Origin of the sequence: Streptomyces novaecaesareae, assembly GCF_000716875.1 — a bacterium.
Lineage (GTDB): Bacteria > Actinomycetota > Actinomycetes > Streptomycetales > Streptomycetaceae > Kitasatospora > Kitasatospora novaecaesareae.
In genome coordinates this window covers 1-23,764 of the sequence record NZ_JNWQ01000099.1, presented here as the reverse complement: position 1 = coordinate 23,764, position 23,764 = coordinate 1, and the positions used below count along the sequence as shown (strand labels likewise).

Annotated in this window: 24 protein-coding genes; 18 read left to right on the top strand and 6 right to left on the bottom strand. The window is 73.2% G+C overall.

The features are described from left to right. Positions 1–134 precede the first annotated feature (134 nt). Positions 135–1,130: a type I pantothenate kinase gene (coaA, locus tag OP86_RS28420; protein ID WP_030260870.1), complete on the bottom strand. Its 996-nt coding sequence runs from the start codon at positions 1,128–1,130 to the stop codon at positions 135–137. A gap of 99 nt (positions 1,131–1,229) precedes the next feature. Between coaA and glmS the strand changes: the two genes are divergently transcribed. The 6 genes from glmS (at position 1,230) to OP86_RS28390 (ending at position 8,188) form a co-directional block, all read left to right on the top strand. After that, positions 1,230–3,086, top strand: coding sequence for a glutamine--fructose-6-phosphate transaminase (isomerizing) (glmS, locus tag OP86_RS28415; RefSeq protein WP_078589536.1), 1,857 nt, complete (start codon positions 1,230–1,232; stop codon positions 3,084–3,086). Positions 3,087–3,195: 109 nt separating this feature from the next. Beyond that, positions 3,196–4,671: an NAD(P)H-hydrate dehydratase gene (locus tag OP86_RS28410; RefSeq protein ID WP_030260867.1), complete on the top strand. Its 1,476-nt coding sequence runs from the start codon at positions 3,196–3,198 to the stop codon at positions 4,669–4,671. 176 nt (positions 4,672–4,847) lie between these two features. Beyond that, positions 4,848–6,047, top strand: a complete 1,200-nt coding sequence (alr, locus tag OP86_RS28405; protein ID WP_051830844.1) for an alanine racemase — start codon at positions 4,848–4,850, stop codon at positions 6,045–6,047. Continuing rightward, complete coding sequence (locus OP86_RS28400; RefSeq protein ID WP_051830842.1) at positions 6,044–7,270, top strand: alpha/beta fold hydrolase; 1,227 nt, start codon at positions 6,044–6,046, stop codon at positions 7,268–7,270. The genes alr and OP86_RS28400 overlap by 4 nt, the downstream gene beginning before the upstream one ends. A gap of 118 nt (positions 7,271–7,388) precedes the next feature. After that, entirely contained in the window at positions 7,389–7,886 is a 498-nt protein-coding gene (gene tsaE, locus OP86_RS28395; RefSeq protein WP_030055856.1) for a tRNA (adenosine(37)-N6)-threonylcarbamoyltransferase complex ATPase subunit type 1 TsaE, read from the top strand. A 107-nt stretch (positions 7,887–7,993) separates the two neighbouring features. Next, entirely contained in the window at positions 7,994–8,188 is a 195-nt protein-coding gene (locus OP86_RS28390) for a hypothetical protein (protein WP_030260862.1), read from the top strand. Between the two features lie 46 nt (positions 8,189–8,234). Here OP86_RS28390 and OP86_RS28385 read toward each other — a convergent pair whose 3' ends face one another. Beyond that, positions 8,235–8,804 carry a hypothetical protein gene (locus OP86_RS28385; RefSeq protein WP_037795878.1) on the bottom strand — a complete coding sequence of 190 codons (570 nt, stop codon included), beginning with the start codon at positions 8,802–8,804 and terminating at the stop codon, positions 8,235–8,237. 153 nt (positions 8,805–8,957) lie between these two features. Between OP86_RS28385 and tsaB the strand changes: the two genes are divergently transcribed. From tsaB to OP86_RS38900, 5 genes are all read left to right on the top strand, one after another. Next, a complete protein-coding gene (gene tsaB, locus OP86_RS28380) occupies positions 8,958–9,614 on the top strand; it encodes a tRNA (adenosine(37)-N6)-threonylcarbamoyltransferase complex dimerization subunit type 1 TsaB (RefSeq protein WP_030055858.1) in 657 nt (218 codons plus the stop codon). Between the two features lie 23 nt (positions 9,615–9,637). Continuing rightward, positions 9,638–10,126 carry a ribosomal protein S18-alanine N-acetyltransferase gene (gene rimI, locus OP86_RS28375; protein ID WP_030055859.1) on the top strand — a complete coding sequence of 163 codons (489 nt, stop codon included), beginning with the start codon at positions 9,638–9,640 and terminating at the stop codon, positions 10,124–10,126. Further along, a complete protein-coding gene (gene tsaD / locus OP86_RS28370; RefSeq protein WP_030055860.1) occupies positions 10,119–11,225 on the top strand; it encodes a tRNA (adenosine(37)-N6)-threonylcarbamoyltransferase complex transferase subunit TsaD in 1,107 nt (368 codons plus the stop codon). The genes rimI and tsaD overlap by 8 nt, the downstream gene beginning before the upstream one ends. Beyond that, a complete protein-coding gene (locus OP86_RS28365) occupies positions 11,222–11,482 on the top strand; it encodes a hypothetical protein (RefSeq protein ID WP_030055861.1) in 261 nt (86 codons plus the stop codon). Before tsaD ends, OP86_RS28365 begins: the two co-directional genes overlap by 4 nt. Positions 11,483–11,564: 82 nt before the next feature. Continuing rightward, a complete protein-coding gene (locus OP86_RS38900) occupies positions 11,565–12,470 on the top strand; it encodes a polysaccharide deacetylase family protein (protein ID WP_030260857.1) in 906 nt (301 codons plus the stop codon). Between the two features lie 3 nt (positions 12,471–12,473). Here OP86_RS38900 and OP86_RS28355 read toward each other — a convergent pair whose 3' ends face one another. Genes OP86_RS28355 through OP86_RS28345 form a run of 3 tightly spaced genes read right to left on the bottom strand, consistent with a single transcriptional unit; the run spans position 12,474 to position 14,280 of the window. Then, complete coding sequence (locus OP86_RS28355; RefSeq protein WP_030055863.1) at positions 12,474–13,640, bottom strand: THUMP-like domain-containing protein; 1,167 nt, start codon at positions 13,638–13,640, stop codon at positions 12,474–12,476. Between the two features lie 17 nt (positions 13,641–13,657). Continuing rightward, a complete protein-coding gene (locus OP86_RS28350; RefSeq protein WP_157849861.1) occupies positions 13,658–13,948 on the bottom strand; it encodes a hypothetical protein in 291 nt (96 codons plus the stop codon). Further along, positions 13,945–14,280 carry a hypothetical protein gene (locus tag OP86_RS28345; RefSeq protein WP_030055865.1) on the bottom strand — a complete coding sequence of 112 codons (336 nt, stop codon included), beginning with the start codon at positions 14,278–14,280 and terminating at the stop codon, positions 13,945–13,947. The genes OP86_RS28350 and OP86_RS28345 overlap by 4 nt, the downstream gene beginning before the upstream one ends. 249 nt (positions 14,281–14,529) lie before the next feature. On the opposite strand from OP86_RS28345, the gene groES reads away from it, so the two are divergent. The 3 genes from groES to OP86_RS28330 all read left to right on the top strand — a co-directional run bounded on the left by groES (position 14,530) and on the right by OP86_RS28330 (position 17,716). Then, positions 14,530–14,835: a co-chaperone GroES gene (gene groES, locus OP86_RS28340; protein WP_014136232.1), complete on the top strand. Its 306-nt coding sequence runs from the start codon at positions 14,530–14,532 to the stop codon at positions 14,833–14,835. Positions 14,836–14,950: 115 nt separating this feature from the next. Further along, positions 14,951–16,582 carry a chaperonin GroEL gene (gene groL / locus OP86_RS28335; RefSeq protein WP_030055866.1) on the top strand — a complete coding sequence of 544 codons (1,632 nt, stop codon included), beginning with the start codon at positions 14,951–14,953 and terminating at the stop codon, positions 16,580–16,582. Between the two features lie 135 nt (positions 16,583–16,717). Then, the gene (locus tag OP86_RS28330; RefSeq protein ID WP_030055867.1) at positions 16,718–17,716 is read left to right on the top strand and encodes a LysR family transcriptional regulator; all 999 of its coding nucleotides are present in this window, start codon (positions 16,718–16,720) and stop codon (positions 17,714–17,716) included. 97 nt (positions 17,717–17,813) lie between these two features. Here OP86_RS28330 and OP86_RS28325 read toward each other — a convergent pair whose 3' ends face one another. Then, on the bottom strand, positions 17,814–18,140 hold the full coding sequence (locus tag OP86_RS28325; RefSeq protein WP_030055868.1) for a WhiB family transcriptional regulator: 327 nt from the start codon (positions 18,138–18,140) through the stop codon (positions 17,814–17,816). Between the two features lie 562 nt (positions 18,141–18,702). Between OP86_RS28325 and OP86_RS28320 the strand changes: the two genes are divergently transcribed. The 4 genes from OP86_RS28320 (at position 18,703) to OP86_RS28305 (ending at position 23,454) form a co-directional block, all read left to right on the top strand. Then, complete coding sequence (locus OP86_RS28320; protein WP_014136228.1) at positions 18,703–19,314, top strand: response regulator transcription factor; 612 nt, start codon at positions 18,703–18,705, stop codon at positions 19,312–19,314. A 332-nt stretch (positions 19,315–19,646) separates the two neighbouring features. Continuing rightward, positions 19,647–20,357 carry a sigma-70 family RNA polymerase sigma factor gene (locus OP86_RS28315; protein ID WP_078589534.1) on the top strand — a complete coding sequence of 237 codons (711 nt, stop codon included), beginning with the start codon at positions 19,647–19,649 and terminating at the stop codon, positions 20,355–20,357. Positions 20,358–20,656: 299 nt separating this feature from the next. Further along, on the top strand, positions 20,657–22,159 hold the full coding sequence (gene guaB / locus OP86_RS28310; RefSeq protein WP_030055870.1) for an IMP dehydrogenase: 1,503 nt from the start codon (positions 20,657–20,659) through the stop codon (positions 22,157–22,159). Between the two features lie 167 nt (positions 22,160–22,326). Beyond that, entirely contained in the window at positions 22,327–23,454 is a 1,128-nt protein-coding gene (locus OP86_RS28305; RefSeq protein WP_030260854.1) for a GuaB3 family IMP dehydrogenase-related protein, read from the top strand. The last annotated feature ends 310 nt before the right edge of the window (positions 23,455–23,764 follow it).

Genomic DNA, 23,764 nt, shown 5'->3' with positions numbered 1-23,764 from the left:
CCACGCAAGACGCTCGGCTGGGATACCCCAGCCGAGCGTCTACGTGATCTACTCACCACCTGAAACCAAGTGGTGTTGCGACGACCCCTTGAACCCAAGTTTCCGAGCCGGTCGGCGGGGGCCTTCGGCGTGCCTCAAAGCTTGCGCAGCAGCGCCCGGCGGACCTTGTGGTCCGCGCCCTTCTGCAGGATCAGGGTGGCCCGGCCGCGGGTCGGCAGCACGTTCTCCAGCAGGTTGGGCTTGTTGATGGTGCGCCAGACCTGTCGGCCGTACTCCATCGCCTCCTCCTCCGGCACCTCGGTGAAGCGGCGGAAGTAGGAGTTCGGGTCCTGGAAGGCGGTCTGCCGCAGCTTGCGGAAGCGGTCCAGGTACCAGTGCTCGATGTCGTCGGTCCGGGCGTCGACGTAGATCGAGAAGTCGAAGTAGTCGGCCACGGCGAGGCGGGTGCGGCCGTCGCTGCCGGGCAGGGCCGGCTGCAGCACGTTCAGGCCTTCGACGATCAGGATGTCCGGGCGCTCCACCGTCAGCCGCTCGTCCGGCACGATGTCGTACACCAGGTGCGAGTAGACCGGCGCGCTGACCCGCTCCTTGCCGGCCTTCACGTCCGCGACGAAGCGCATCAGCGCCCGGCGGTCGTACGACTCGGGGAACCCCTTGCGGGCCATCAGGCCGCGGCGGCGCAGCTCCGCGTTGGGGAGCAGGAAGCCGTCGGTGGTGACCAGTTCGACCCGGGGGTGCTCGGGCCAGCGGGCGAGCAGGGCCTGGAGGAGCCGGGCGGTGGTGGACTTGCCGACGGCCACGGAGCCGGCCACGCCGATGATGAACGGGGTGCGGGTGCGCTCGGTGTCCGGGGTGTCCAGGAAGGTGCCCAGCGTGCCGCGCAGTTCGTGGGTGGCATGGATGTAGAGGTTCAGCAGCCGTGACAGCGGCAGGTAGACGTCGCGAACCTCGTCCAGGTCGAGGGCGGTGCCGAGGCCGCGAAGCTGCTCCACCTCCTCTGCGGTCAGCGGCAGCGGCGTACGCTCGCGCAGCGCGCTCCACTCGGCCCGGCTGAGGTCCACGTAGGGGGACGGGGACGGGCCGGGCGTGGCGGCGCCCCGCGTACAGAGTTCGGTCAGCACATGCTCCATTGTGAGCCGTCGCGGCGTTCACGGTGCTTGTGGTGTCGGTCACGCAGCGTTCGCGCAGGGCGGGAAAACGGCCACAGAACGGCCCTTATGCTGGCACGCATGTGCGGAATTGTTGGATACGTGGGCGCGCAGTCCGCCCTCGACGTAGTAATCGCAGGCCTGCAGCGCCTGGAGTACCGGGGTTACGACTCGGCCGGTGTCGCGGTGCAGGTTCAGGACTCCGACGGGCAGTGGAGCCTGTCCACCGACAAGCGGGCCGGGAAGCTCGCCAACCTCGAGAAGTCGCTCGCCGAGACCCCTCTGCCCGGCGGCACCACCGGCATCGGTCACACCCGCTGGGCCACCCACGGCGGCCCGACGGACGCCAACGCCCACCCCCACCTGGACGACACCCAGCGGGTCGCGGTGGTGCACAACGGCATCATCGAGAACTTCGCCCAGCTGCGCGCCGAGATCGCCGAGCGCGGCCACACCCTCCGGTCCGAGACCGACACCGAGGTCGTCGCCCACCTGCTGGGCGAGGCCTACCAGGGCGACCTCGCCGAGGCCATGCGCGTGGTCTGCCGTCAGCTGGAGGGCGCCTTCACCCTGGTGGCCGTGCACGCCGACGCGCCGGACGTCGTCGTGGGTGCCCGCCGCAACTCGCCGCTGGTCGTGGGCCGCGGCGAGGGCGAGAACTTCCTCGCCTCGGACGTCGCCGCCTTCATCGCGCACACCCGCGAGGCGATCGAGCTGGGCCAGGACCAGGTCGTCGAGCTGCGCCGCGAGGGCGTCACGGTGACCGACTTCGACGGCACCCCGGCCGAGGTGCGCGAGTACCACGTCGACTGGGACGCCTCCGCCGCCGAGAAGGGCGGCTACGACTACTTCATGCTCAAGGAGATCGCCGAGCAGCCGAAGGCCGTCGCCGACACCCTGCTCGGCCGGATCGGCACCGACGGCCGGCTCACCCTGGACGAGCTGCGCATCTCCGACGCCGACCTGCGCTCCGTCGACAAGGTCGTCATCGTCGCGTGCGGCACCGCCTTCCACGCCGGCATGATCGCCAAGTACGCGATCGAGCACTGGACCCGCATCCCGTGCGAGGTCGAGGTCGCCTCCGAGTTCCGCTACCGCGACCCGATCATGGGCCCGGGCACCCTGGTCATCGCCATCTCGCAGTCCGGCGAGACCATGGACACCCTGATGGCGCTGCGGCACGCCCGTGAGCAGGGCGCCAAGGTGCTGGCGATCTGCAACACCAACGGCTCCACCATCCCGCGCGAGTCGGACGCCGTGCTGTACACGCACGCCGGGCCGGAGGTCGCGGTCGCGTCCACCAAGGCGTTCCTGACCCAGCTGGTCGCCTGCTACCTGGTCGCCCTCTACCTGGGCCAGGTGCGCGGCACCAAGTGGGGCGACGAGATCTTCACCATCATCAAGGAGCTCGGCGACGCGCCGAAGCAGGTCGAGCAGGTCCTGGAGACCATGGAGCCGGTGCGCGAGCTGGCCCGCTCGCTGGCCGACGCCCGCTCGGTGCTCTTCCTCGGCCGCCACGTCGGCTTCCCGGTGGCCCTGGAGGGCGCGCTCAAGCTCAAGGAGCTGGCGTACATGCACGCCGAGGGCTTCGCGGCGGGCGAGCTCAAGCACGGCCCGATCGCGCTGATCGAGGAGGGGCTGCCGGTCGTGGTGGTCGTGCCCTCGCCGCGCGGCCGGTCCATCCTGCACGACAAGATCGTCTCCAACATCCAGGAGATCCGGGCCCGCGGCGCCCGCACGATCGTGATCGCGGAGGAGGGCGACGAGGCCGTCGTCCCGTACGCGGACCACCTGATCCGCATCCCGGTCACCCCGACCCTGCTCCAGCCGCTGGTCTCCACCGTCCCGCTCCAGGTCTTCGCCTGCGAGCTGGCCACGGCCAAGGGCCACGAGGTCGACCAGCCGCGCAACCTGGCGAAGTCGGTCACCGTCGAGTAGTCGCTCGGCCTTACGGCGCCCCTGCGGTGGCTGCGTCCTACCGCAGGGGCGCCGTCGTGTCTCCCGGCGGCTAGCGTCGGCGGTAGCCGAGTGCTGGAGGAGCCCCGCCATGCGTCATGCACACCCTGTGGAAACCGTCCGGGCCGCCGAGGCCGAGCTGATGGCGCGGCTGCCGGGGGGCACCCTGATGCAGCGGGCGGCCGCCGGGCTGGCGGCGACGTGTGCGCGGCTGCTGACCCGGTGTCGGGGGCGGGTGTACGGCAGTCGGGTGGTGGTGTTGGCGGGCAGTGGGGACAACGGGGGTGACGCGCTGTACGCCGGGGCCTCGCTGGCCCGGCGGGGGGCGCGGGTGACGGCGGTGCTGCTGGCGCCGGAGAAGGTGCACGCGGGCGGGCTGGCCGCGCTGCGGGCCGCCGGCGGACGAGTGACGGCGGAGCAGGAAGTCGGCCTGGCCGACTTCTCGCGCGCGGACCTGGTGCTGGACGGGATCGTCGGCATCGGCGGGCGGGGCGGGCTGCGCCCCGAGGCGGAGCCGTACGCGCGGGCCGAACGGCGCGGCACGGTGGTGGCGGTGGACCTGCCCAGCGGGGTCGAGGCGGACACCGGTGAGGTGCCGGGCATCGCGCTGCGCGCGGACGTCACGGTCTGCTTCGGCACGTACAAGCCCGGGCTGCTGGTCGACCCGGGGGCCTCGTACGCGGGCGTCGTGCAGGTGGTCGGCATCGGGCTGGAGCTCCCGGCGGCGGACGTGACGGCCCTGCAGCACGCGGACGTGGCGGGGCTGCTGCCGGAGCCCGGCGCGGAGAGCGACAAGTACCGGCGCGGTGTGGTCGGGGTGGCGGCCGGCTCGGCGACGTACCCGGGGGCGGCACTGCTGGCCGTCGCCGGGGCGCTGCGGGGCGGCGCGGGTGCCGTCCGGTACGTGGGCCCGGCGGCCGACGAGGTGGTGCGGCGCTTCCCCGAGACGCTGGTCACCGAGGGCGGGCCGGCCGGGGCCGGGCGGGTGCAGGCCTGGGTGGTCGGGCCGGGCGGCGGCGAGGGTGCGCGGCAGACGCTGGCCGAGGCGCTGGCGAGCGACGTCCCGGTGCTGGTGGACGCGGACGGGCTGACCGAGCTGGGCCGGCTCGGCCCGGACGCGCTGGCCGGCCGCACCGCGCCCACCCTGCTCACCCCGCACACCGGTGAGGCCGCCCGGCTGCTCGCCGGTGCCGACGGCACCGCGCCCCCGGCCGCCGACGACCTGGCCGCCACCCGGCTCGCCACCGCCCGCCGGCTGGCGGCCGCCTACCGTGCGACCGTGCTGCTGAAGGGCTCCACGACCGTGGTCGCCGACCCGGGCGGCGCCGTCCGGGTGAACCCCACCGGCACCTCCTGGCTGGCCACCGCCGGCAGCGGCGACGTCCTGGCCGGCCTGGCCGGCTCCCTCCTGGCGGCGGGCCTCCCGCCGCTGGACGCCGCGTCGGTGGCCGCCTACCTGCACGGCCTGGCGGGCCGCGAGGCGGCGGGCGCGCCGGGCGCGCCGGTGACGGCCCTGGCGGTGGCCGAGGCACTGCCGACGGTGTGGCGGGCGGTGCGCAACGGCTAGCGCGGCGGCTGGCGCGGCGGCCCGGGAGCGGAACCGAACGGTCCGCCGCGGGCGTCCGAAAGACCGGTGACGCACGGTTTGCCGCAGATCGGTGCGGTCGGTGGGGCCCGGGCGTCGGCCGCCGCGTCGATGGGCCGTTCGGCGAGGACTCCGGGACGTCTGGGAGACTGACCCTGATGACAACTGCGAACACGACCGGCACAGCCACCCTGACCGACGGCGTACGGGCCGAGGCGACCATCGATCTCGCCGCCCTGCGCGGCAACCTCGCCGCGCTGCGCGAGCGCGTCGGCAGCACGGCGGTGATGCTCGCGGTCAAGGCGGACGCCTATGGCCACGGCGCGGTCGAGTGTGCCCGCGAGGCGGTCGCCAACGGGATCGGCTGGTTCGGTTGCGCGACGCCCGAGGAGGCGCTGGCGCTGCGGGCCGGGGGCATCCGCCCGGAGCAGGCCCGCATCCTGTGCTGGCTGTGGACGCCCGGCGGGCCGTGGCGCGAGGCGCTGCGCGCGGACCTGGACATCTCGGTCAGCGGCCAGTGGGCGCTGGACGAGCTGCTGCCGGCCGTCCGCGAGACCGGCATCCCCGCGCGCGTGCACCTCAAGGCGGACACCGGCCTCGGCCGCAACGGCTGCCAGCCGCACGACTGGCCGCAGCTGGTCGCCGCCGCCCGCCGCGCCGAGGCCGAGGGCCTGCTCACGGTCGTCGGCGTCTGGTCGCACTTCGCCGCCGCCGACGAGCCCGGCCACCCGTCGATCCAGGCCCAGCTGGACTCCTTCCACGCCGCCCTGGCCGCGGCCGAGGCGGCCGGGCTGCGCCCGGAGCTGCGGCACCTGGCGAACTCGCCGGCCACCCTGCTGCTGCCCCAGACGCACTTCGACCTGGTTCGCACCGGCCTCGCCGCGTACGGGCTGTCGCCGGTGCCCGAGGTGGGCTCGCCGGCCGACTTCGGGCTGCGCCCGGTGATGTCGCTGACCGCGCGGCTGGCGCTGGTCAAGGAGGTCCCCGGCGGGCACGGGGTCAGCTACGGCCACCACTACACGACGCCCGGCACGACCACGCTGGGCCTCGTCCCGGTCGGCTACGGCGACGGCATCCCCCGGCACGCCAGCGGCACCGGCCCGGTGCAGATCGGCGGCAAGTGGCGCACGGTCGCCGGCCGGGTGGCGATGGACCAGTTCGTGGTGGACCTGGGCGGGGACACCCCCGGGATCGGCGACGAGGCGCTGCTGTTCGGCAACGGCGAACGCGGCGAGCCGACCGCCGAGGACTGGGCCCGCGCCTGCGGCACCATCTCGTACGAGATCGTCACCCGGATCGGTGCCCGGGTGCCCCGCCGCTACCTGGGCGGCAGCCACACCGAGGGTCCGTCGGCATGACCGACGCACCGGCCGGGGACGGCGCGGTCGCGGCGGTGGCCAAGGTGGCCGACGCCGCCTCCGGGGTGAGCCGGGCGGGCGTGATCGGGATCTCGGTCGGTGTGCTGGCGGCCGGCGCGGCCGCTGGGGTGGCGATCGAACGGCTGACCGTCGGCCGGGCGATGCGCCGCCGGGCCAGGGCCGAGCTGGACGCCAGCGCCCCGTACGGCTCGCTGCGCGGCCGCCCGAGGACGGTGGCCGCACCGGACGGCACCGAGCTGTACGTCGAACTGGACGGCACCGGCTGGGACATGCCGGACGGCAGCCCCGAGCCGCTGACCGTGGTGTTCTGCCACGGCTACTGCCTCAACCAGGACAGCTGGCACTTCCAGCGGGCCGCCCTGCGCGAGGGCATGCGGCTGGTCTTCTGGGACCAGCGCAGCCACGGCCGCTCCGAGCGCTCCCGCTCGTACCTGGCGGGCGAGCCGGCCGGCATCGACCAGCTGGGCGGCGACCTCAAGGCGGTGATCGACGCCGTGGCGCCGACCGGGCCGCTGGTGCTGGTGGGCCACTCGATGGGCGGCATGACGGTGATGGCGCTGGCCGACCAGCACCCGGAGCTGTTCCGGGAGCGCGTCGTCGGCGTCGCCCTGATCGGCACGCTCGCGGGCGGCTGGAACGACGTGAGCCTCGGCCTGCCGAAGGCCGGGGCGAAGCTGTTCAAGAAGGTCGCGCCCGGGGTGGTGAAGCTGCTGGGCCGCCAGGTGGACCTGGTGGAGGCGACCAGGCGGCTGGGCGCGGACGTGACCTCCGTCTTCTACCGCAGGTTCTCCTTCGGGAGCCGGGACGTCGACCCCGGTGTGGTGCGCTTCGCCGAGCAGCTGCTGGACGCCACCCCGATCGACGTGGTCGCCGAGTTCTACCCGGTGTTCGGCGTGCACGAGAAGTACGAGGCGCTGGCCGCCCTGCGCGGTCTGCCGGCCCTGGTGCTGGCCGGGACGAAGGACCTGCTGACGCCCTCGGCGCACAGCGAGGCGATGGCCGAGCGGCTGCCAGGGGCCGAGCTGGTCCTGGCCGAGGGCGCCGGGCACCTGGTGATGCTGGAGCGGCCGGAGCTGGTCGATCGCGAGCTGGCGTTGCTGCTGCGCCGGGCCGCCGACTTCGCCGGGGCCGCGCCGCTGCCCGCGGCCGTCCTCGACCTGGCCCGGGAGCAGGCCGCCGAGGCGGCCCCGGAGCCCGTCTGACGCCCGCCCCCTGTCCGCCCGGTGCCCGTCCGACGCATCCGGGGGCGGCGATGTGGCACGGTAGCGGTGGCGGCCGGTGGTCGGCGCGCCGGTACGGACCGAAGGGCAAGACACGCGCATGGGCTCGCACGCCACTCTCACCGTCCCCACCCCGGAGCGGATGGGCCGGCTCGGCCGGGAGCTGGCCGCGCTGCTGCGGCCGGGGGACCTGGTGCTGCTCTCCGGCGAGCTGGGGGCGGGGAAGACCACGCTGACCCGGGGCCTGGGGGAGGGGCTGCAGGTCCGCGGGGCGGTGACCTCGCCGACCTTCGTGATCGCCCGGGTGCACCCCTCGCTGGTCGGGGGCCCGTCGCTGGTGCACGTGGACGCGTACCGGCTGGGCGGGGACCTGGACGAGATGGAGGACCTCGACCTGGACGTCTCGCTGCCGGAGTCGGTGGTCGTCGTCGAGTGGGGCGAGGGCAAGGTCGAGCGGCTGTCCGAGGACCGGCTGGAGGTCCGGATCGAGCGCGCCCTGGGCGACACCGCCGTCGGGGACGACCACGACCCGCGCCGGGTGCTGCTGACCGGCATCGGCCCGCGCTGGGCGGGCGTGGAGCTGGCGGAGCTGGCGTAGCGGGCCGTCTCGACTTCCCGACAGGCTGTCGGGAAGATGTTGCGGGCGGGGTGCCGGGCGTGGTGGGATGGGTGCTGCGGTTAGGTCTGCCTAACTAGGGAGGCTCCATGTCGAGCACCACCCCCGCCCCGGAGCGCGCCGTCCGCGCCGCCGGGGCCGGAGAGTCCGCGCACCGCACTCCGGGGGAGCCGATGCGGGCGCTGCTGGCCGCCTGCGCGGCCGCCGAGGCGGTGTCCACCCCGCCCGAGCCGAAGCCGAGGCAGGCCGAGGAGCCCGGGACGGAGACACCCCGGGCCGCGTGAGCCGTCTCAGACCACAGGCCGCAGGCCTCAGGCCACAGGGCCTGTGCTAGGCGACCACGATCACCTTGGTGTCCTTCGGTGCGAAGTCCCAGAGCAGCTGGCCCTCGGCGCGGCCGCTGCGGATGCCGCCGGTCTTGGTCTTCGGGTCGGCGGTCGGCGTCGCGCCGTCCACGGCCGCGCTGAAGCCGAACACCACGCCGTTCTGCTGGGCGAAGCGCACCACGTGCTCGATCTGCCGGCCGTCCGTCCCCGTGGTGGTGGCGGTGCGGCTGTACACCGCGTAGTTGCCCGGGGCGGGCTCGACCGTGCCCGGGGCGACCGGGAAGGCGGCCGCGACCTGCGGGTTCTTCCTCGGGTCGACCAGCCAGACGTAGTGGCTGCCGACCGAGTAGACGACCCGGGTGCCGGTGCCCGAGGTGGCCGGCAGCGGCGGGACGGTCGGGGTGGCCGAGGCGCTCGGCGCCACGGCGGGCGCCGTGCCGGTCGTCGTGGTGGTGGCGGCGGTGGGTTTGGCGCCGCCCGCCCGGTCCTGGGCGCCGTTGGCCTGGAAGGCCAGCAGGCTCACCACCGCCAGGGCCCCCAGGGTCAGCCCCGTGACCACAACTCCAGGACCCATCTTCGCCACGTGCTGCTCCCGCCGCCGTCCCTTTTCGTACCGCCCCATCGTGCCAGGTCCGTCCGGCCGGGTCGCAGCGCCTCGGATGTGTGTTCCCGAGGGGTACACCTTGCCGATCGGCCGGTCGGCTCAACGTCGGTCTAACCTTGACCCGTGCTGCTGCTCGCGTTCGACACCGCTACCCCCGCCGTCACCGCCGCCGTCCACGACGGCACCGCCGTCCTGGCCGAGACCCACCAGGTCGATGCCCGGCGCCACGGCGAACTGTTGCTGCCCGCGATCGACGGGGTCCTGCGGACGGCCGGGGTGGACAAGCACCGGCTGACCGGGATCGCGGTCGGCGTCGGCCCGGGCCCGTACACCGGCCTGCGGGTCGGCCTGGTGACCGCCGCCGCGCTCGGTCACGCCCTCGGGCTGCCGGTGTACGGCGTCTGCACCCTGGACGCGATCGCCTTCCAGGCCCGCGCCGAGGGCCTGGCCGGGCAGCCGTTCACGGTCGCCACGGACGCGCGCCGCAAGGAGGTCTACTGGGCCTCGTACGACGCCGAGGGCCGCCGCACCGAGGGCCCGAGCGTGGACCGCCCGGCCGAGCTGACCCCGCAGAAGCGTTCCGTCGGCGCCGGCGCGCTGCTCTACCCCGACGCCTTCCCGGGCGCGCACGGCCCCGAGCACGTGTCGGCCGGCGCCCTGGCCGGCTTCGCCGCCGCCGAGCTGGCCGCCGGGCGCGAGCTGCTGCCGAACGTCCCGCTGTACCTGCGGCGTCCCGACGCCCAGGTCCCGGCGGGCTACAAGGCGGTGCTCCCGGCGTGAACCACGGCACCACCCTGCGCCCGATGCGCTGGTGGGACATCGCGCCGGTGATGGAACTGGAGCAGAGGCTCTTCCCCGAGGACGCCTGGTCCACCGGGATGTTCTGGTCCGAGCTGGCCGAGGCCCACTCCGGCGGTACCCGCCACTACACCGTCGCCACCGCCGCGGACGGCGCGATCGTCGGCTACGCCGGACTGATGGCGATCGCCGGCGAGGGCGACGTCCAGACCATCGCCGTCGACGACCGCCACCAGGGCGCCGGCCTCGGCACGGCGCTGCTCACCGACCTGATCCGGGAGTCCGCCCGGCGCGGCTGCGCCGAGCTGCTGCTGGAGGTGCGGGTGGACAACCCGCGCGCCCAGCGGCTGTACGAGCGCCACGGCTTCGAACCGGTGGGCATCCGGCGCGGCTACTACCAGCCCGCCAACGTCGACGCGCTGGTGATGCGCCTCGACCACCCCAGCACTGACAGCACTGACCCGAAGGACATTGAGGACACCCGCCATGGCTGACGAACCGCTCGTCCTCGGCATCGAGACCTCCTGCGACGAGACCGGCGTCGGCATCGTGCGCGGCACCACGCTGCTGGCCGACGCGGTCGCGTCCAGCGTCAACGACCACGCCCGCTTCGGCGGCGTCGTCCCGGAGATCGCCAGCCGCGCGCACCTGGAGGCGATGGTCCCCACCATCGAGCGCGCCCTGGACAGCGCCGGGATCAAGGCCAGCGACCTGGACGGCATCGCCGTCACCGCCGGCCCCGGCCTGGCCGGCGCGCTGCTGGTCGGCGTCAGCGCCGCGAAGGCGTACGCCTGGGCGCTGGACAAGCCGTTGTACGGGGTCAACCACCTCGCCTCGCACATCTGCGTCGACCAGCTGGAGCACGGCCGGCTGCCCTCGCCGACGATGGCCCTGCTGGTCTCCGGCGGGCACTCCTCGCTGCTGCTCAGCGAGGACATCACCACCGACGTCCGCCCGCTCGGCGCGACCATCGACGACGCGGCCGGCGAGGCCTTCGACAAGGTCGCCCGGGTGCTCGGCCTGGGCTTCCCCGGCGGCCCGGTGGTCGACCGGAAGGCCCGCGAGGGCGACCCGAAGGCGATCGCCTTCCCGCGCGGCCTGAGCGGCCGGAACGACCCGGAGTACGACTTCTCCTTCTCCGGACTGAAGACCGCCGTCGCCCGCTGGGTGGAGGCCAAGCGCCGGGCCGGCGAGGAGGTGCCGATCGCCGACGTGGCGGCGTCCTTCCAGGAGGCGGTCACCGACGTGCTCACCCGCAAGGCCGTCAAGGCGTGCAAGGACAACGGCGTCGACCACCTGATGATCGGCGGCGGCGTCGCGGCCAACTCGCGGCTGCGCGAGATGGCCCAGCAGCGCTGCGACCGGGCCGGCATCCGGCTGCGGGTGCCCCGGCCGGGCCTGTGCACCGACAACGGCGCGATGGTGGCGGCCCTGGGCGCCGAGATGGTGTGGCGCGACCGCGCGCCCTCCGCCCTCGACCTGTCCGCCGACTCCTCGCTGCCGGTGACCGACGTCCACGTGCCCGCCGCGGACCTCGGGCACGGCGACGTCCACGGCCAGGCCTACGACGCCCTCGGCGGCAGCGCCGGATGACCGTCGCCGCGATGTGGGAGGCCCGGGCGGCGGACGGCCGAGGGGCCGAACTCGCCGCCTGGGCACGGGAGACGGCGCTGCCGGCGGTGCGCGGCACGGCCGGGCTGGAGCGCCTCGAACTGTTCTCCGCCCCGGGCGAGAGGGTGCTGCTGATCACCTGGTGGAGCGGCGAGCCGGTGCCGCTCCCCGACCCGCCGGCCGAACTGCTCGGCCGCCCGGTGCACCGCTGGTCCTTCACCAGCGAGCACGCCGAATGAGGCCACGGCCGGGAACCGCGACCCCAGCCGCTACCGTGCAATAGCTGAGAGCAGGCTGGACGGGAACCGGGAGCGCGGTGCGGTGAGCAGGAACGGGCGGAGCAGGACCAGGACGTACGCGGTGGGGGCACTGGCCCTGCTGGCCTTCGCCACCGCGTGCGGCGACAACGGCGGCGGCGCCGCCCCGGCCGCCACGACGGCGGCGCCGGCCGCGCCCCAGCCGACCGGAGCCGCCCCGACCGGTGCGGCCGCCACCCCCGGCGCCCCCGCCCCGGCGGGCGCGAACGCGGCGGCCTGGGCGAAGTGGAACCTCACCCCGCTCGCCCCCGCCCCGGCGCCGCCCGCAGACAAGCCCGTCAAGCTCGAACGGACCGGCCCGGTACCGGTGTTCAGCGAGGTGAAGACGACCGACAAGGTGGTCTTCATCACCATCGACGACGGTGCCGAGAAGGACCCGAAGTTCGTCGAGATGCTGACCGACCTCAAGGTGCCGATCTCGATGTTCCTGACGAAGGACATCGTCAAGAACGACTACGGGTACTTCAAGCCGCTCCAGGCGCTGGGCAACCACATCCAGAACCACACCGTGGACCACCCGGTGATGAGCAAGCTGCCAGCGGACAAGCAGAAGTCCGAGGTCTGCGACGACCAGGCCGCGCTCACCCAGCAGTACGGCACCGCCCCGCTGCTGTTCCGCCCGCCGTTCGGCGACGGCGCCAACACCCCGATGCTCAACACCTCGGTGCAGCAGTGCGGTCCGCGCGCGATCGTGCTGTGGCGCGAGTCGATGCAGATCCACGACATGCAGTACCAGGCCGCGGACAAGAAGCTGAAGCCCGGCGACATCATCCTGGCGCATTTCCGCGGCCCCAAGGAGCTCAAGGGCGCGACGATGACCCAGATGTTCGGCGACCTGCTGGCCCGGATCCAGGAGCAGGGCTTCTCGGTGGCCCGGCTGGAGGACTACATCCAGGCCCCCGCGTCGTAGCGGTCAGACGGGCTGCCCCAGCATCATCAGCGGGCCGTGGTCGGTGCGGCTGAGGATCACCGTGACGCTGTTCGGCCCGGACGGCTTCAGCTGGCGGCGCAGCTCCTCCGGGGTGATCGCCATTCCGCGCTTCTTGATCACCACCGTGCCGACCGCGCGCTCGCGCAGCAGGGCCTTCAGCTTCTTGATGTGGAACGGCAGCACGTCGGTCAGCTCGAAGGCGTGCGCGTACGGGGTGGCGACCAGCTCGTCCGAGGTCAGGTAGGCGATCTTCGGGTCGATCAGCCGGCCGCCTACCTGCTCGGCGACCTCGGCGACCAGGTGGGCCCGGATCACCGCGCCGTCCGGCTCGTACAGGTAGCGCCCGACCGGGCCGGCCGGCGGGTCGGGCAGGTCGCCGCCGACCAGGCTGGCGCCCTGCGGCAGCAGGGTGGCGCGGTGCGGGCGGGCGGCCCTGGTGCCGAACCAGAGCACGGCCTCCTTGACGTCGCCGTGGTCGGAGACCCACTCGGCCTCGGCGTCCTCGGGGACGGCCCCGTGCGGGATGCCCGGCGCGACCTTCAGCGCCCCGATCGGGGTCCGACGGCCGGCCTCGATCGCCCAGGAGAGCGGCGGCGCGTACGCCTCCGGGTCGAAGACCCGGCCGCGCGCGGTGCGCCGGGCCGGGTCGGTGAACACCGCGTCGTAGCCGGTGACGTCGACCTCGGCGACGTCCGCGCAGCGCACCTCGACCAGCTCGGCCAGGCCCAGCGCGGCGGCGTTCGCGGCGGTGGCGGCGCAGGCCGCCGGGTCCTTGTCGACGGCCAGCACCTCGATGCCCGCCCGGGCCAGCGCCAGCACGTCCCCGCCGATGCCGCAGCAGAGGTCCGCCAGCCGCCGTACGCCCAGCTCGGCGAACCGCCGGGCCCGCCATTCGGCCACGCTGCGCCGGGTGGACTGCTCGACCCCGTTGGGCGTGAAGTACATCAGGTCGGCGTCGGCCCCGAACTTCGCCCGCGCCCGCTGCCGCAGCCGCGCCTGTCCGAAGGCCGCCGACACCAGCTCCGCCGGGTGCTCCCGCCGCAGCCGGGTGGCCAGCGCCAGCTCCTCCTCGGGCGTGAACTCGCGCAGTTCGGCGAGCAGGGCCTGGCCTTCAGGGGTCAGCAGGGGCTGGAGGTTCTCGGTGTCCACGAGGTCATTCTGACCGGTCAGCCCGTCAGCAGGGCCGACAGCGCCATTGCGAGCGGCGTCGCCACCGTGACCCAGGGCGTGATCCGGTACCCGAGCCGCCAGGTGCCGCGGGCGGTCAGTGCCAGGGCGGCGAGCAGGACCGCGCCGACGAGGACGGCCGAGGCCGTCCCCGCGTGGGTGAGCCCGGTCAGGAGGAGGTTCGCCACCGCTGCGGCGGTGAGCGCCACGGCGGATCCGAGGACCACCACGAGGGGGAGCGGCAGGTCCACCGCCCAGGGCATCCGCGGCCGCGCCGGCGGTCGGTTCACCGCCACAGGACGCCCGAGGAGAGGACCAGGGGCAGCAGGAGCGGCGAGAGTGCGGCGGCGACCGGGAGGAACTGGTAGCCGGAGCGCCAACTGCGCACGGCCACGACGACGCCCGCCACGAGGGCGGCCACCGGGCCGGCCATCATGCCGAAGCCCAGGAAGGCCCACGCGCTGCCGTCCCCGTCGTCCCCGGTACCCGGGCCGTTTCCCATGGAGGCGACGACGTAGAAGACGACGAACGGGAGCACGCCTCCGAGCAGAGGCAGTGCCAGCAGGGCGAGCGCCGCGTCCTTGAGCCGGGCCGGCCCGACGCGCATCGGGATCGAGGTCATGGCAGGAGTCTGGCCGCCCGTCCGCTCGCCGCACATGAGTACGGCTACTCATCCGTAGCCCGGGATCCCCGGGCGCGCCGTTGGCACTCTGGTTGACTGAGTGCTAACACCGGCCTATGGTCGTCCTTGGCACTCCCCACTGGGGGAGTGCTAACGCGAAGACGCGTGTCTGACCCCCGCGACGGCAGGCCCGCAGGTTCGCCACCTACCCGTTAGATAGCCCCGTAATCTCCGAAGGGGAGCTCGGACGTGACCACCAGCAGCAAGGTTGCCATCAAGCCGCTCGAGGACCGCATCGTGGTCCAGCCGCTCGACGCCGAGACCACCACGGCCTCCGGCCTGGTTATCCCGGACACCGCCAAGGAGAAGCCCCAGGAGGGCGTCGTCCTGGCCGTCGGCCCGGGCCGCTTCGAGGACGGCCAGCGTCTGCCGCTCGACGTCGCCGTCGGTGACATCGTCCTGTACTCGAAGTACGGCGGCACCGAGGTGAAGTACCAGGGCGAGGAGTACCTGGTCCTCTCGGCCCGCGACGTTCTCGCGATCATCGAGAAGTAAGTCGTTCCGACCCGCCCCGGATCCGTGTCCCAGTGACAGGGGCCCGGGGCGTGGTTGTTGGTTCACGTAGTTCGGCGGCCGGTGGGCCGACCGCATCCCCGAGGGAATAGGGAACATGGCGAAGATCCTGCAGTTCGACGAGGACGCCCGCCGCTCGCTGGAGCGCGGTGTCAACAAGCTGGCCGACACCGTCAAGGTGACCATCGGCCCCAAGGGCCGCAACGTCGTCATCGACAAGAAGTTCGGCGCCCCGACCATCACCAACGACGGTGTCACCATCGCGCGTGAGGTCGAGCTGGACGACCCGTACGAGAACCTTGGCGCGCAGCTCGTCAAGGAGGTCGCCACCAAGACCAACGACGTCGCGGGTGACGGCACCACCACCGCCACCGTGCTGGCCCAGGCCCTGGTCAACGAGGGTCTGCGCAACGTCGCCGCCGGTGCCGGCCCGGCTGCCCTGAAGAAGGGCATCGACAAGGCCGTCGCCGCCGTCTCCGAGCACCTGCTGTCCATCGCCCGCGAGATCGAGGGCAAGGACGACGTCGCCGCCGTCGCGTCCCTCTCCGCGCAGGACACCCAGGTCGGCGAGCTGATCGCCGAGGCGATCGACAAGGTCGGCAAGGACGGTGTCATCACCGTCGAGGAGTCGAACACCTTCGGCGTGGAGCTGGACTTCACCGAGGGCATGCAGTTCGACAAGGGCTACCTGTCGCCGTACTTCGTCACCGACGCGGAGCGGCAGGAGGCGGTCCTGGAGGACCCGTACATCCTGATCAACCAGGGCAAGATCTCCTCCATCCAGGAGCTGCTGCCGCTGCTGGAGAAGATCCTGCAGGGCGGTGCCTCCAAGCCGCTGCTGATCATCGCCGAGGACGTCGACGGCGAGGCGCTGTCGACCCTGGTCGTGAACAAGATCCGCGGCACCTTCAACGCCGTCGCCGTCAAGGCCCCGGGCTTCGGCGACCGCCGCAAGGCGATCCTCGGCGACCTGGCCACCCTGACCGGCGGCACGGTCATCTCCGAGGAGGTCGGCCTCAAGCTCGACCAGGTCGGCCTGGACGTGCTGGGCACCGCCCGCCGCGTGACCATCACCAAGGACGAGACCACCGTCGTCGACGGCGCCGGTGACGCCGAGGCCGTGGCCGGCCGCGTCGCCCAGATCAAGGGCGAGATCGCCGCGACCGACTCCGACTGGGACCGCGAGAAGCTGCAGGAGCGCCTGGCCAAGCTGGCCGGCGGCGTCTGCGTCATCAAGGTCGGCGCCGCCACCGAGGTGGAGCTGAAGGAGCGCAAGCACCGCCTGGAGGACGCCATCTCGGCGACCCGTGCCGCGGTCGAGGAGGGCATCGTCGCCGGCGGTGGCGCCTCCCTGGTCCACGCCGCCAAGGTGCTGGACGGTGGCCTGGGCCTGTCGGGCGACGAGGCGACCGGTGTCGCGGTCGTCCGCAAGGCGCTGCACGAGCCGCTGCGCTGGATCGCCCAGAACGCCGGCCTGGAGGGCTACGTCATCACCTCCAAGGTCTCCGAGCTGGAGGCCGGCCAGGGCTACAACGCCGCCACCGGCGAGTACGGTGACCTGGTGAAGGCCGGCGTCATCGACCCGGTCAAGGTCACCCGCTCCGCCCTGGAGAACGCCGCCTCGATCGCCTCCCTGCTCCTCACCACCGAGACCCTCGTGGTGGAGAAGAAGGAGGAGGAGGCCGACAACGGTCACGGCCACTCCCACGGTCACGGCCACTCGCACTGAGGCCCGAACGACTGACCGGAGGCCCGGCCGCACCCCTCGTGGGCGCGGCCGGGCCTCCGGCTGTTCGGGTCGTGTTCCAGGCTTCAACTATCAGTAGAATTTTGCAGAATGCAAAGATTGCCTTATAACTGAGGCATGATCGAGGCCCGCCATCTGCGCGTTCTGCGTGCCGTCGCCCGCACCGGCTCCTTCTCCGCCGCCGCCCGCGAGCTGGGGTGTACGCAGCCCGCCATCAGCCAGCAGATGAAGGCCCTGGAGAAGTCCGTGGACACCCCGCTGGTGGTTCGCTCGGGCCGCGGGATGCAGCTCAGCGAGGCCGGGCGGGTCCTGCTCAAGCACGCCACCGGGATCCTGGCCGGGCTCTCCGCCGCCGAGGAGGAGGTGGCCGCGATCGCCGGGCTGCGGGCCGGCCGGGTGCGGCTGGTCTCCTTCCCGACCGCGAGCTCCACCCTGGTGCCGCCCGCGGTCGCCCGGCTGCGGGACAGCCATCCGGGGGTGCGCGTGTCGCTGGTGGAGGCGGAGCCGCCGGAGTCGCTGGCGATGCTGCGCGGCGGCGAGTGCGAGATCGCGCTGGCCTTCCGCTACCCGCAGTCCGACGGCGCCGCCGCCCTCCCGGCCCCCGCGCACGGCACGCCGCGCGAGGCGCGGGCCGAGGCCAACCTGGAGGCCCAGCAGCTGACCGCCGGCACCGACTGGTCCGACCTGGTGGTCACCCCGCTGCTGGACGACCCGCTGGTGGGCCTGCTGCCCGCCGCCCACCCGCTGGCCGGCCGCGGCAGGCCGGTGGGGCTGGCCGAACTGGCGGAGGAGCAGTGGATCGCCGGCTGCCCGCAGTGCCGGGGGCACCTGGTGGAACTGTGCGCGGGGGCGGGCTTCGAGCCCCGGATCGACTTCGCGACGGACGACTACCCGGCGGTGGTCGGCCTGGTGGCGGCCGGGCTGGGGGTGGCGGTGCTGCCCCGGCTGGCGCTGCAGTCGGTGCGCCCTGACGGCGTGTCGACGGTGCCGGTGCGGACGGCCTCCGGGGCGCCGGCGGTGCGCCAGGTGGTCGCGCTGACCCTGCCGGACCTGGCCGAGGTGCCGGCCGTGGCACTGATGCTGGAGCGGCTGGCGGGGGCGGCGGCCGCCCGCTGACGGCGGGTGACGGAGCTCCCGTCGGTGCCCGATCGGCCGTGCACAGGCTGAGGCGCCGCGAAGAAACGTTTCTTCACGGCGCGCCGTGGAGGCGGGTCTAGTGCTGCGCGACCGCCGGCGGGGTCAGCGGGACCTCCACCAGCCGGTGCCGCGAGCGCCCCAGCATCTCCTCGCGCTCGTCCTCGGTCATCCCGCCCCAGACCCCGTACGGTTCGCGGACCGCCAGCGCGTGCGCCGCGCACTCGGCGATCACCGGGCAGCGCATGCAGACCTCCTTGGCGCTGGCCTCGCGCGAACTGCGTGCGGCCCCGCGCTCGCCCTCGGGGTGGAAGAAGAGCGAGCTGTCCACGCCACGGCAGGCTGCGGAGAGCTGCCAGTCCCAGAGGTCCGCGTTGGGACCGGGGAGGCGGGAGAAATCTGCCATGGCTCATTCCCTTCAGAGGCTGTCGGCCGTCGGCCGGGCGTTCGGCGGGCTGCTGCCGAGCGGCACGGCGGGGCTTCGACGCACTGGTGTGGACACCTGGAAATATGACTTAAGGCAACTCCATGGACAAGTCACCCACACACTGGCACAACAGTCAATGACCATACGAAAGCTATAAAAACGGGCAAAGTGGGCAAGGGGTTCGGCGGGCGTGGGCGTGGCAATCGGGTGGCCGACGGGCGCGCGACGCACCGAATCGATGTGCGGGTCGTACGCCGACCGCGCGCGAGCTGCGCAAAAGTGCGGCGTGTGCACCGCGATGCGGCTGATCGGTAATGAGTTGGCCACGTACAGTGGTGGAGATGGCCCTGAAGGCCGTAACTCATTCGAGTGACGGTCGTTGGAAGTGCGGAGGCGGTTGGCGGGCGCCGGACGTCGGGAACGATCGCGGGCAAGTCGGGGCGATCAGGACGGAGTCTGTCGCCGATCGGCCGTGTCGGAGAGGTTCGTACCAGTCCAGGAGGCTCAACGTGACGCGGATCAGCTGCGGAGGACGACGGTCATGACTTCCGTTCTCGTTTGCGACGATTCCCCGCTTGCCCGCGAGGCGCTTCGCCGCGCCGTCGCGACCGTACCCGGTGTGGACCGGGTCACCACCGCGACGAACGGGGAGGAGGTCCTCCGCCGCTGGGTGGCCGACCGCTCCGATCTCGTGCTGATGGACGTCCGGATGCCCGGCCTCGGCGGGGTCGAGACCGTGCGGCGGCTGCTGTCCGCCGACCCGGGCGCGCGGATCATCATGCTCACCGTCGCCGAGGACCTCGACGGCGTCGCGCTCGCGGTGGCCGCGGGCGCCCGCGGGTACCTGCACAAGGACGCCTCGCGCGCCGAACTGCGGGCCACCGTCACCCAGGCCCTCGCCGACCCGACCTGGCGGCTCGCCCCGCGCCGGCTGCGCAGCCCCGACATGGGCGCGGCGCCGACCCTGACGGCGCGTGAGATCCAGGTCCTGGAGGGCATGAGCCACGGACGCAGCAACGCCGAGATCGGGCGCGAGCTGTTCCTGTCCGAGGACACCGTCAAGACCCACGCCCGACGGCTGTTCAAGAAGCTCGGAGCCTCGGACCGCGCGCACGCGGTGGCACTGGGTTTCCGCTGGGGCCTGGTCCGCTGACCACCGGCGGCGCCGTCGGATGCGGCGCGCCGTCGGTGATTCCCGGAGCGGGGACCGCACAGGCGTGTGACGTTACGGTCCCGAGGTTGCACCATGGAGGAGTGGAGCACCTCGGGGACCAGCGGACAGGCACTGCGGCGAACCACGCAACCGCAGGACACTCGGCGGACGGCGCGAAGGACGGGACCACCGACGGCGGGGCGGGAGGCGGCACGGTGCAGGAGGGGCCGGTGGTGCGCGGCACGCCCCACGGTGCGCCAGCGCATAACGTTCCGGTGCACAACTCCGGACGCGGTGCCGCGTTTTCCCGCTCGACCAGGCACCATGGACCGATGCGCGACGACGTCGCCGGTGCGGCCGGCCAGGCGGACCCGGTGGAGGCCGAGCCCTCCGGCCCGGGTCACGATCCGTCGTACGCCGATTCGGGCGGCACCACGGCCGGCCCGGGCCGCCCGCCGGTGCTCGGCACGGGCGGCTCGCCCCTGGTGGGCGAGCTGGTCGCGGCCGCCGTGCGCGGCGAGGGCCCGGCGATCGACGCCCTGCTCGCCTACGTCCACCCGCTGGCGCTGCGGTACTGCCGCGCCAAGCTGGCCCGGCTGCCCGGCGGGGCCCGGCACCACGTGGACGACGTCGCGCAGGAGGTCTGCGTCGCGGTGCTCTGCGCGCTGCCCCGGTACAAGGACCAGGGACGGCCGTTCGAGGCCTTCGTGTACGGCATCGCCGCGCACAAGATCGCCGACCTGCAGCGGGCCGCGATGCGCGGGCCCGGCTCGACCGTCGTCCCGCAGGACGACCTGCCCGAGGTGCCGGACGAGGCGCTCGGCCCGGAGGAGCAGGCGCTGCTGAGCAGCGACGCGGCCTGGGCGAAGGAGCTGCTCTCCAACCTGCCGGCCCGTCAGCGCGAGCTGGTGCTGCTCCGGGTGGCCGCCGGGCTGTCGGCGGAGGAGACCGGCGAGGTGCTCGGGATGTCGCCCGGCGCCGTCCGGGTGGCCCAGCACCGGGCGCTCAGCCGGCTGCGGGCGCTCGCCGAGGAATCCTCCTGACGCCGTCCTGACCTCGGCGTCCTCCGCTCGGCGGCCGTTCGGCGGCGCTTCGGCGGCGCTCGGAATGAGCGACGGGGCGGGGTTGTTGTCAAGGGCACACGAGGACACATTCGCGGTGCCAGTACCATGGGGTATCGGCGCCTGGGCGGGTTGCCAAAGTTTCACGGGTGCGCGCTGGGTCCCCTTGGAGGATCCTCCCATTGCACCCGGCTTTCGGCGGTCTGCGCGAGTGAGCGATGAATGCGCCCCCACCCTCAGGGCGTGAGCGGATAAGGCCGGCCACGGAAGGTACCCCCCAAATGTCTTACAACGCCGCAGGCGTACCCGAGAAGTTCGCCATGCTCGGGCTCACGTTCGATGACGTCCTGCTGCTGCCCGGGGCCTCCGAGGTGCTGCCGAACCAGGTCGACACCTCCTCGCGGGTCTCCCGGAACGTCCGCGTCAACATCCCGCTGCTCTCCGCGGCGATGGACAAGGTCACCGAGTCGCGGATGGCCATCGCGATGGCGCGCCAGGGCGGCGTCGGCGTGCTGCACCGCAACCTGTCGGTCGAGGACCAGGCCAACCAGGTCGACCTGGTGAAGCGCTCCGAGTCCGGCATGGTCACCGACCCGATCACGGTCGGCCCGGACACCACGCTGGCCGAGGCCGACGCGCTGTGCGCCAAGTTCCGCATCTCCGGCGTGCCGATCGCCGACGAGGCGGGCAAGCTGCTCGGCATCGTCACCAATCGCGACATGGCCTTCGAGTCGGACCGCAGCCGCCAGGTCCGCGAGATCATGACCCCGATGCCGCTGATCACCGGCAAGGTCGGCATCTCCGGCGTGGACGCGATGGCACTGCTGCGCCGCCACAAGATCGAGAAGCTGCCGCTGGTCGACGACGAGGGCCGGATCAAGGGCCTGATCACCGTCAAGGACTTCGTCAAGGCCGAGCAGTACCCGAACGCCGCCAAGGACGCCGAGGGCCGGCTGCTGGTCGGCGCCGCCGTCGGCGCCAGCGCCGAGGCGTTCGACCGGGCCCAGGCCCTGGTCGAGGCCGGCGTGGACTTCCTCGTGGTGGACACCTCGCACGGCCACAGCCACAACGCGCTGGACTGGATCGCGAAGATCAAGTCGGCCGTCGGCGTCGACGTGGTCGGCGGCAACGTCGCCACCCGCGACGGCGCCCAGGCGCTGATCGACGCCGGCGTGGACGGCGTCAAGGTCGGCGTCGGCCCCGGCTCCATCTGCACCACCCGCGTCGTCGCCGGCATCGGCGTCCCGCAGATCACCGCCATCTACGAGGCCGCGCTGGCCTGCCGGGCGGCCGGCGTGCCGGTCATCGGCGACGGCGGCCTGCAGTACTCCGGCGACATCGGCAAGGCGCTGGCCGCCGGTGCCGACACCGTCATGCTCGGCTCGCTGCTGGCCGGCTGCGAGGAGTCCCCGGGCGAGCTGCTGTTCATCAACGGCAAGCAGTTCAAGTCCTACCGCGGCATGGGCTCGCTGGGCGCCATGCAGTCCCGCGGCCAGGGCCGCTCGTACTCCAAGGACCGCTACTTCCAGGCCGAGGTCGCCTCGGACGACAAGCTCGTCCCCGAGGGTATCGAGGGCCAGGTGCAGTACCGCGGCCCGCTGTCGGCCGTGCTGCACCAGCTGGTCGGCGGCCTCCGCCAGACCATGGGCTACGTCGGCGCCGGCACCATCGCCGAGATGGAGAGCAAGGGCCGCTTCGTCCGGATCACCTCGGCGGGCCTCAAGGAGAGCCACCCGCACGACATCCAGATGACCGTCGAGGCGCCGAACTACTCGACCCGCTGACCGACCGAACACGGAAGGGCCCGCTGAGGCGGGCCCTTCCGCGTGTCCGGGGCCCGGGCCCGGTGTCCGGGGACCGGGCCGTCGGGGCGGGACCCGCAGCCGTACGGGATACTGGGGTCTGCCGGGGTGACCCGGCGGGCATGAGCAACACAGCAGAAGGGCTCGAAGTGACTGAGATCGAGATCGGGCGAGGCAAGCGCGGCCGCCGGGCTTACGCCTTCGACGACATCGCCGTCGTCCCCAGCCGCCGGACCCGGGACCCGAAGGAGGTCTCGATCGCCTGGCAGATCGACGCCTACCGCTTCGAGCTGCCGTTCCTGGCCGCCCCGATGGACAGCGTGGTCTCGCCGCAGCAGGCCATCGCCATCGGCCGCCTCGGCGGCCTGGGCGTGCTGAACCTCGAAGGCCTGTGGACCCGCTACGAGGACCCGCAGCCGCTGCTCGACGAGATCGCCTCGATCACCGACGCGTCCCTCGCCACCCGCCGGCTGCAGGAGATCTACGCGGCGCCGATCCGTGCCGAGCTGATCAAGCAGCGGATCCAGGAGGTCCGCGACTCCGGTGTGGTCACCGCCGCCGCGCTCTCGCCGCAGCGCACCGCCGAGTTCTCCAAGGCCGTCGTGGACGCCGGCGTCGACGTCTTCGTCATCCGCGGCACCACCGTCTCGGCCGAGCACGTCTCCAGTGCCGCCGAGCCGCTCAACCTCAAGCAGTTCATCTACGAGCTGGACGTCCCGGTCATCGTCGGCGGCTGCGCCACGTACACCGCCGCCCTGCACCTGATGCGGACCGGCGCGGCCGGCGTGCTGGTCGGGTTCGGTGGGGGCGCCGCCCACACCACCCGGGGCGTGCTGGGCATCCAGGTGCCGATGGCCACCGCGGTCGCCGATGTGGCCGCCGCGCGTCGTGACTACATGGACGAGTCCGGCGGGCGCTACGTGCACGTGATCGCGGACGGCGGCGTCGGCTTCAGCGGCGACATCCCGAAGGCCGTCGCCTGCGGCGCCGACGCGGTGATGATCGGCGCGGCGCTGGCCCGCGCCACGGACGCCCCGGGCAAGGGCTTCCACTGGGGCATGGAGGCCGTCCACGAGGAGCTGCCGCGCGGCAAGCGGGTGGACCTCGGCACGGTCGGCACCACCGAGGAGATCCTGACCGGTCCCTCGCACACCCCGGACGGCACCATGAACCTCTTCGGTGCGCTGCGGCGGGCGATGGCCACCACGGGCTACACCGAGCTCAAGGAGTTCCAGCGGGTCGAGGTGACTGTCAACCCGGCGCTCGATCACCGCTGAGTCCTGTATCTGGAGGCCCCTGCCGGGTTCGGTGGGGGTCTTTGGGTTGTTCGGGGGGCTTTCGGGAGGGTGGGTGGCGGGGGCGGCTCCGGGGGGTGGTCGCTCCGGGGGCTGGATGATTTTCAGACTGCCGACCCTGTGGGTGGGGCGCTCAGACCGTTGGCAGTCTGAAAATCACCCGCAACGCCCCTCTCCGCGGCCACCCCCTACGCCGCCCCCGCCCGCAGCGCGTCCCTCTCGCTGGGGAGGGGGGGAGGGGGTGGGGTGGTGGGTGGGTTGGTGCGGGGGTGTTTTTTGCGGGCGCGCGGGC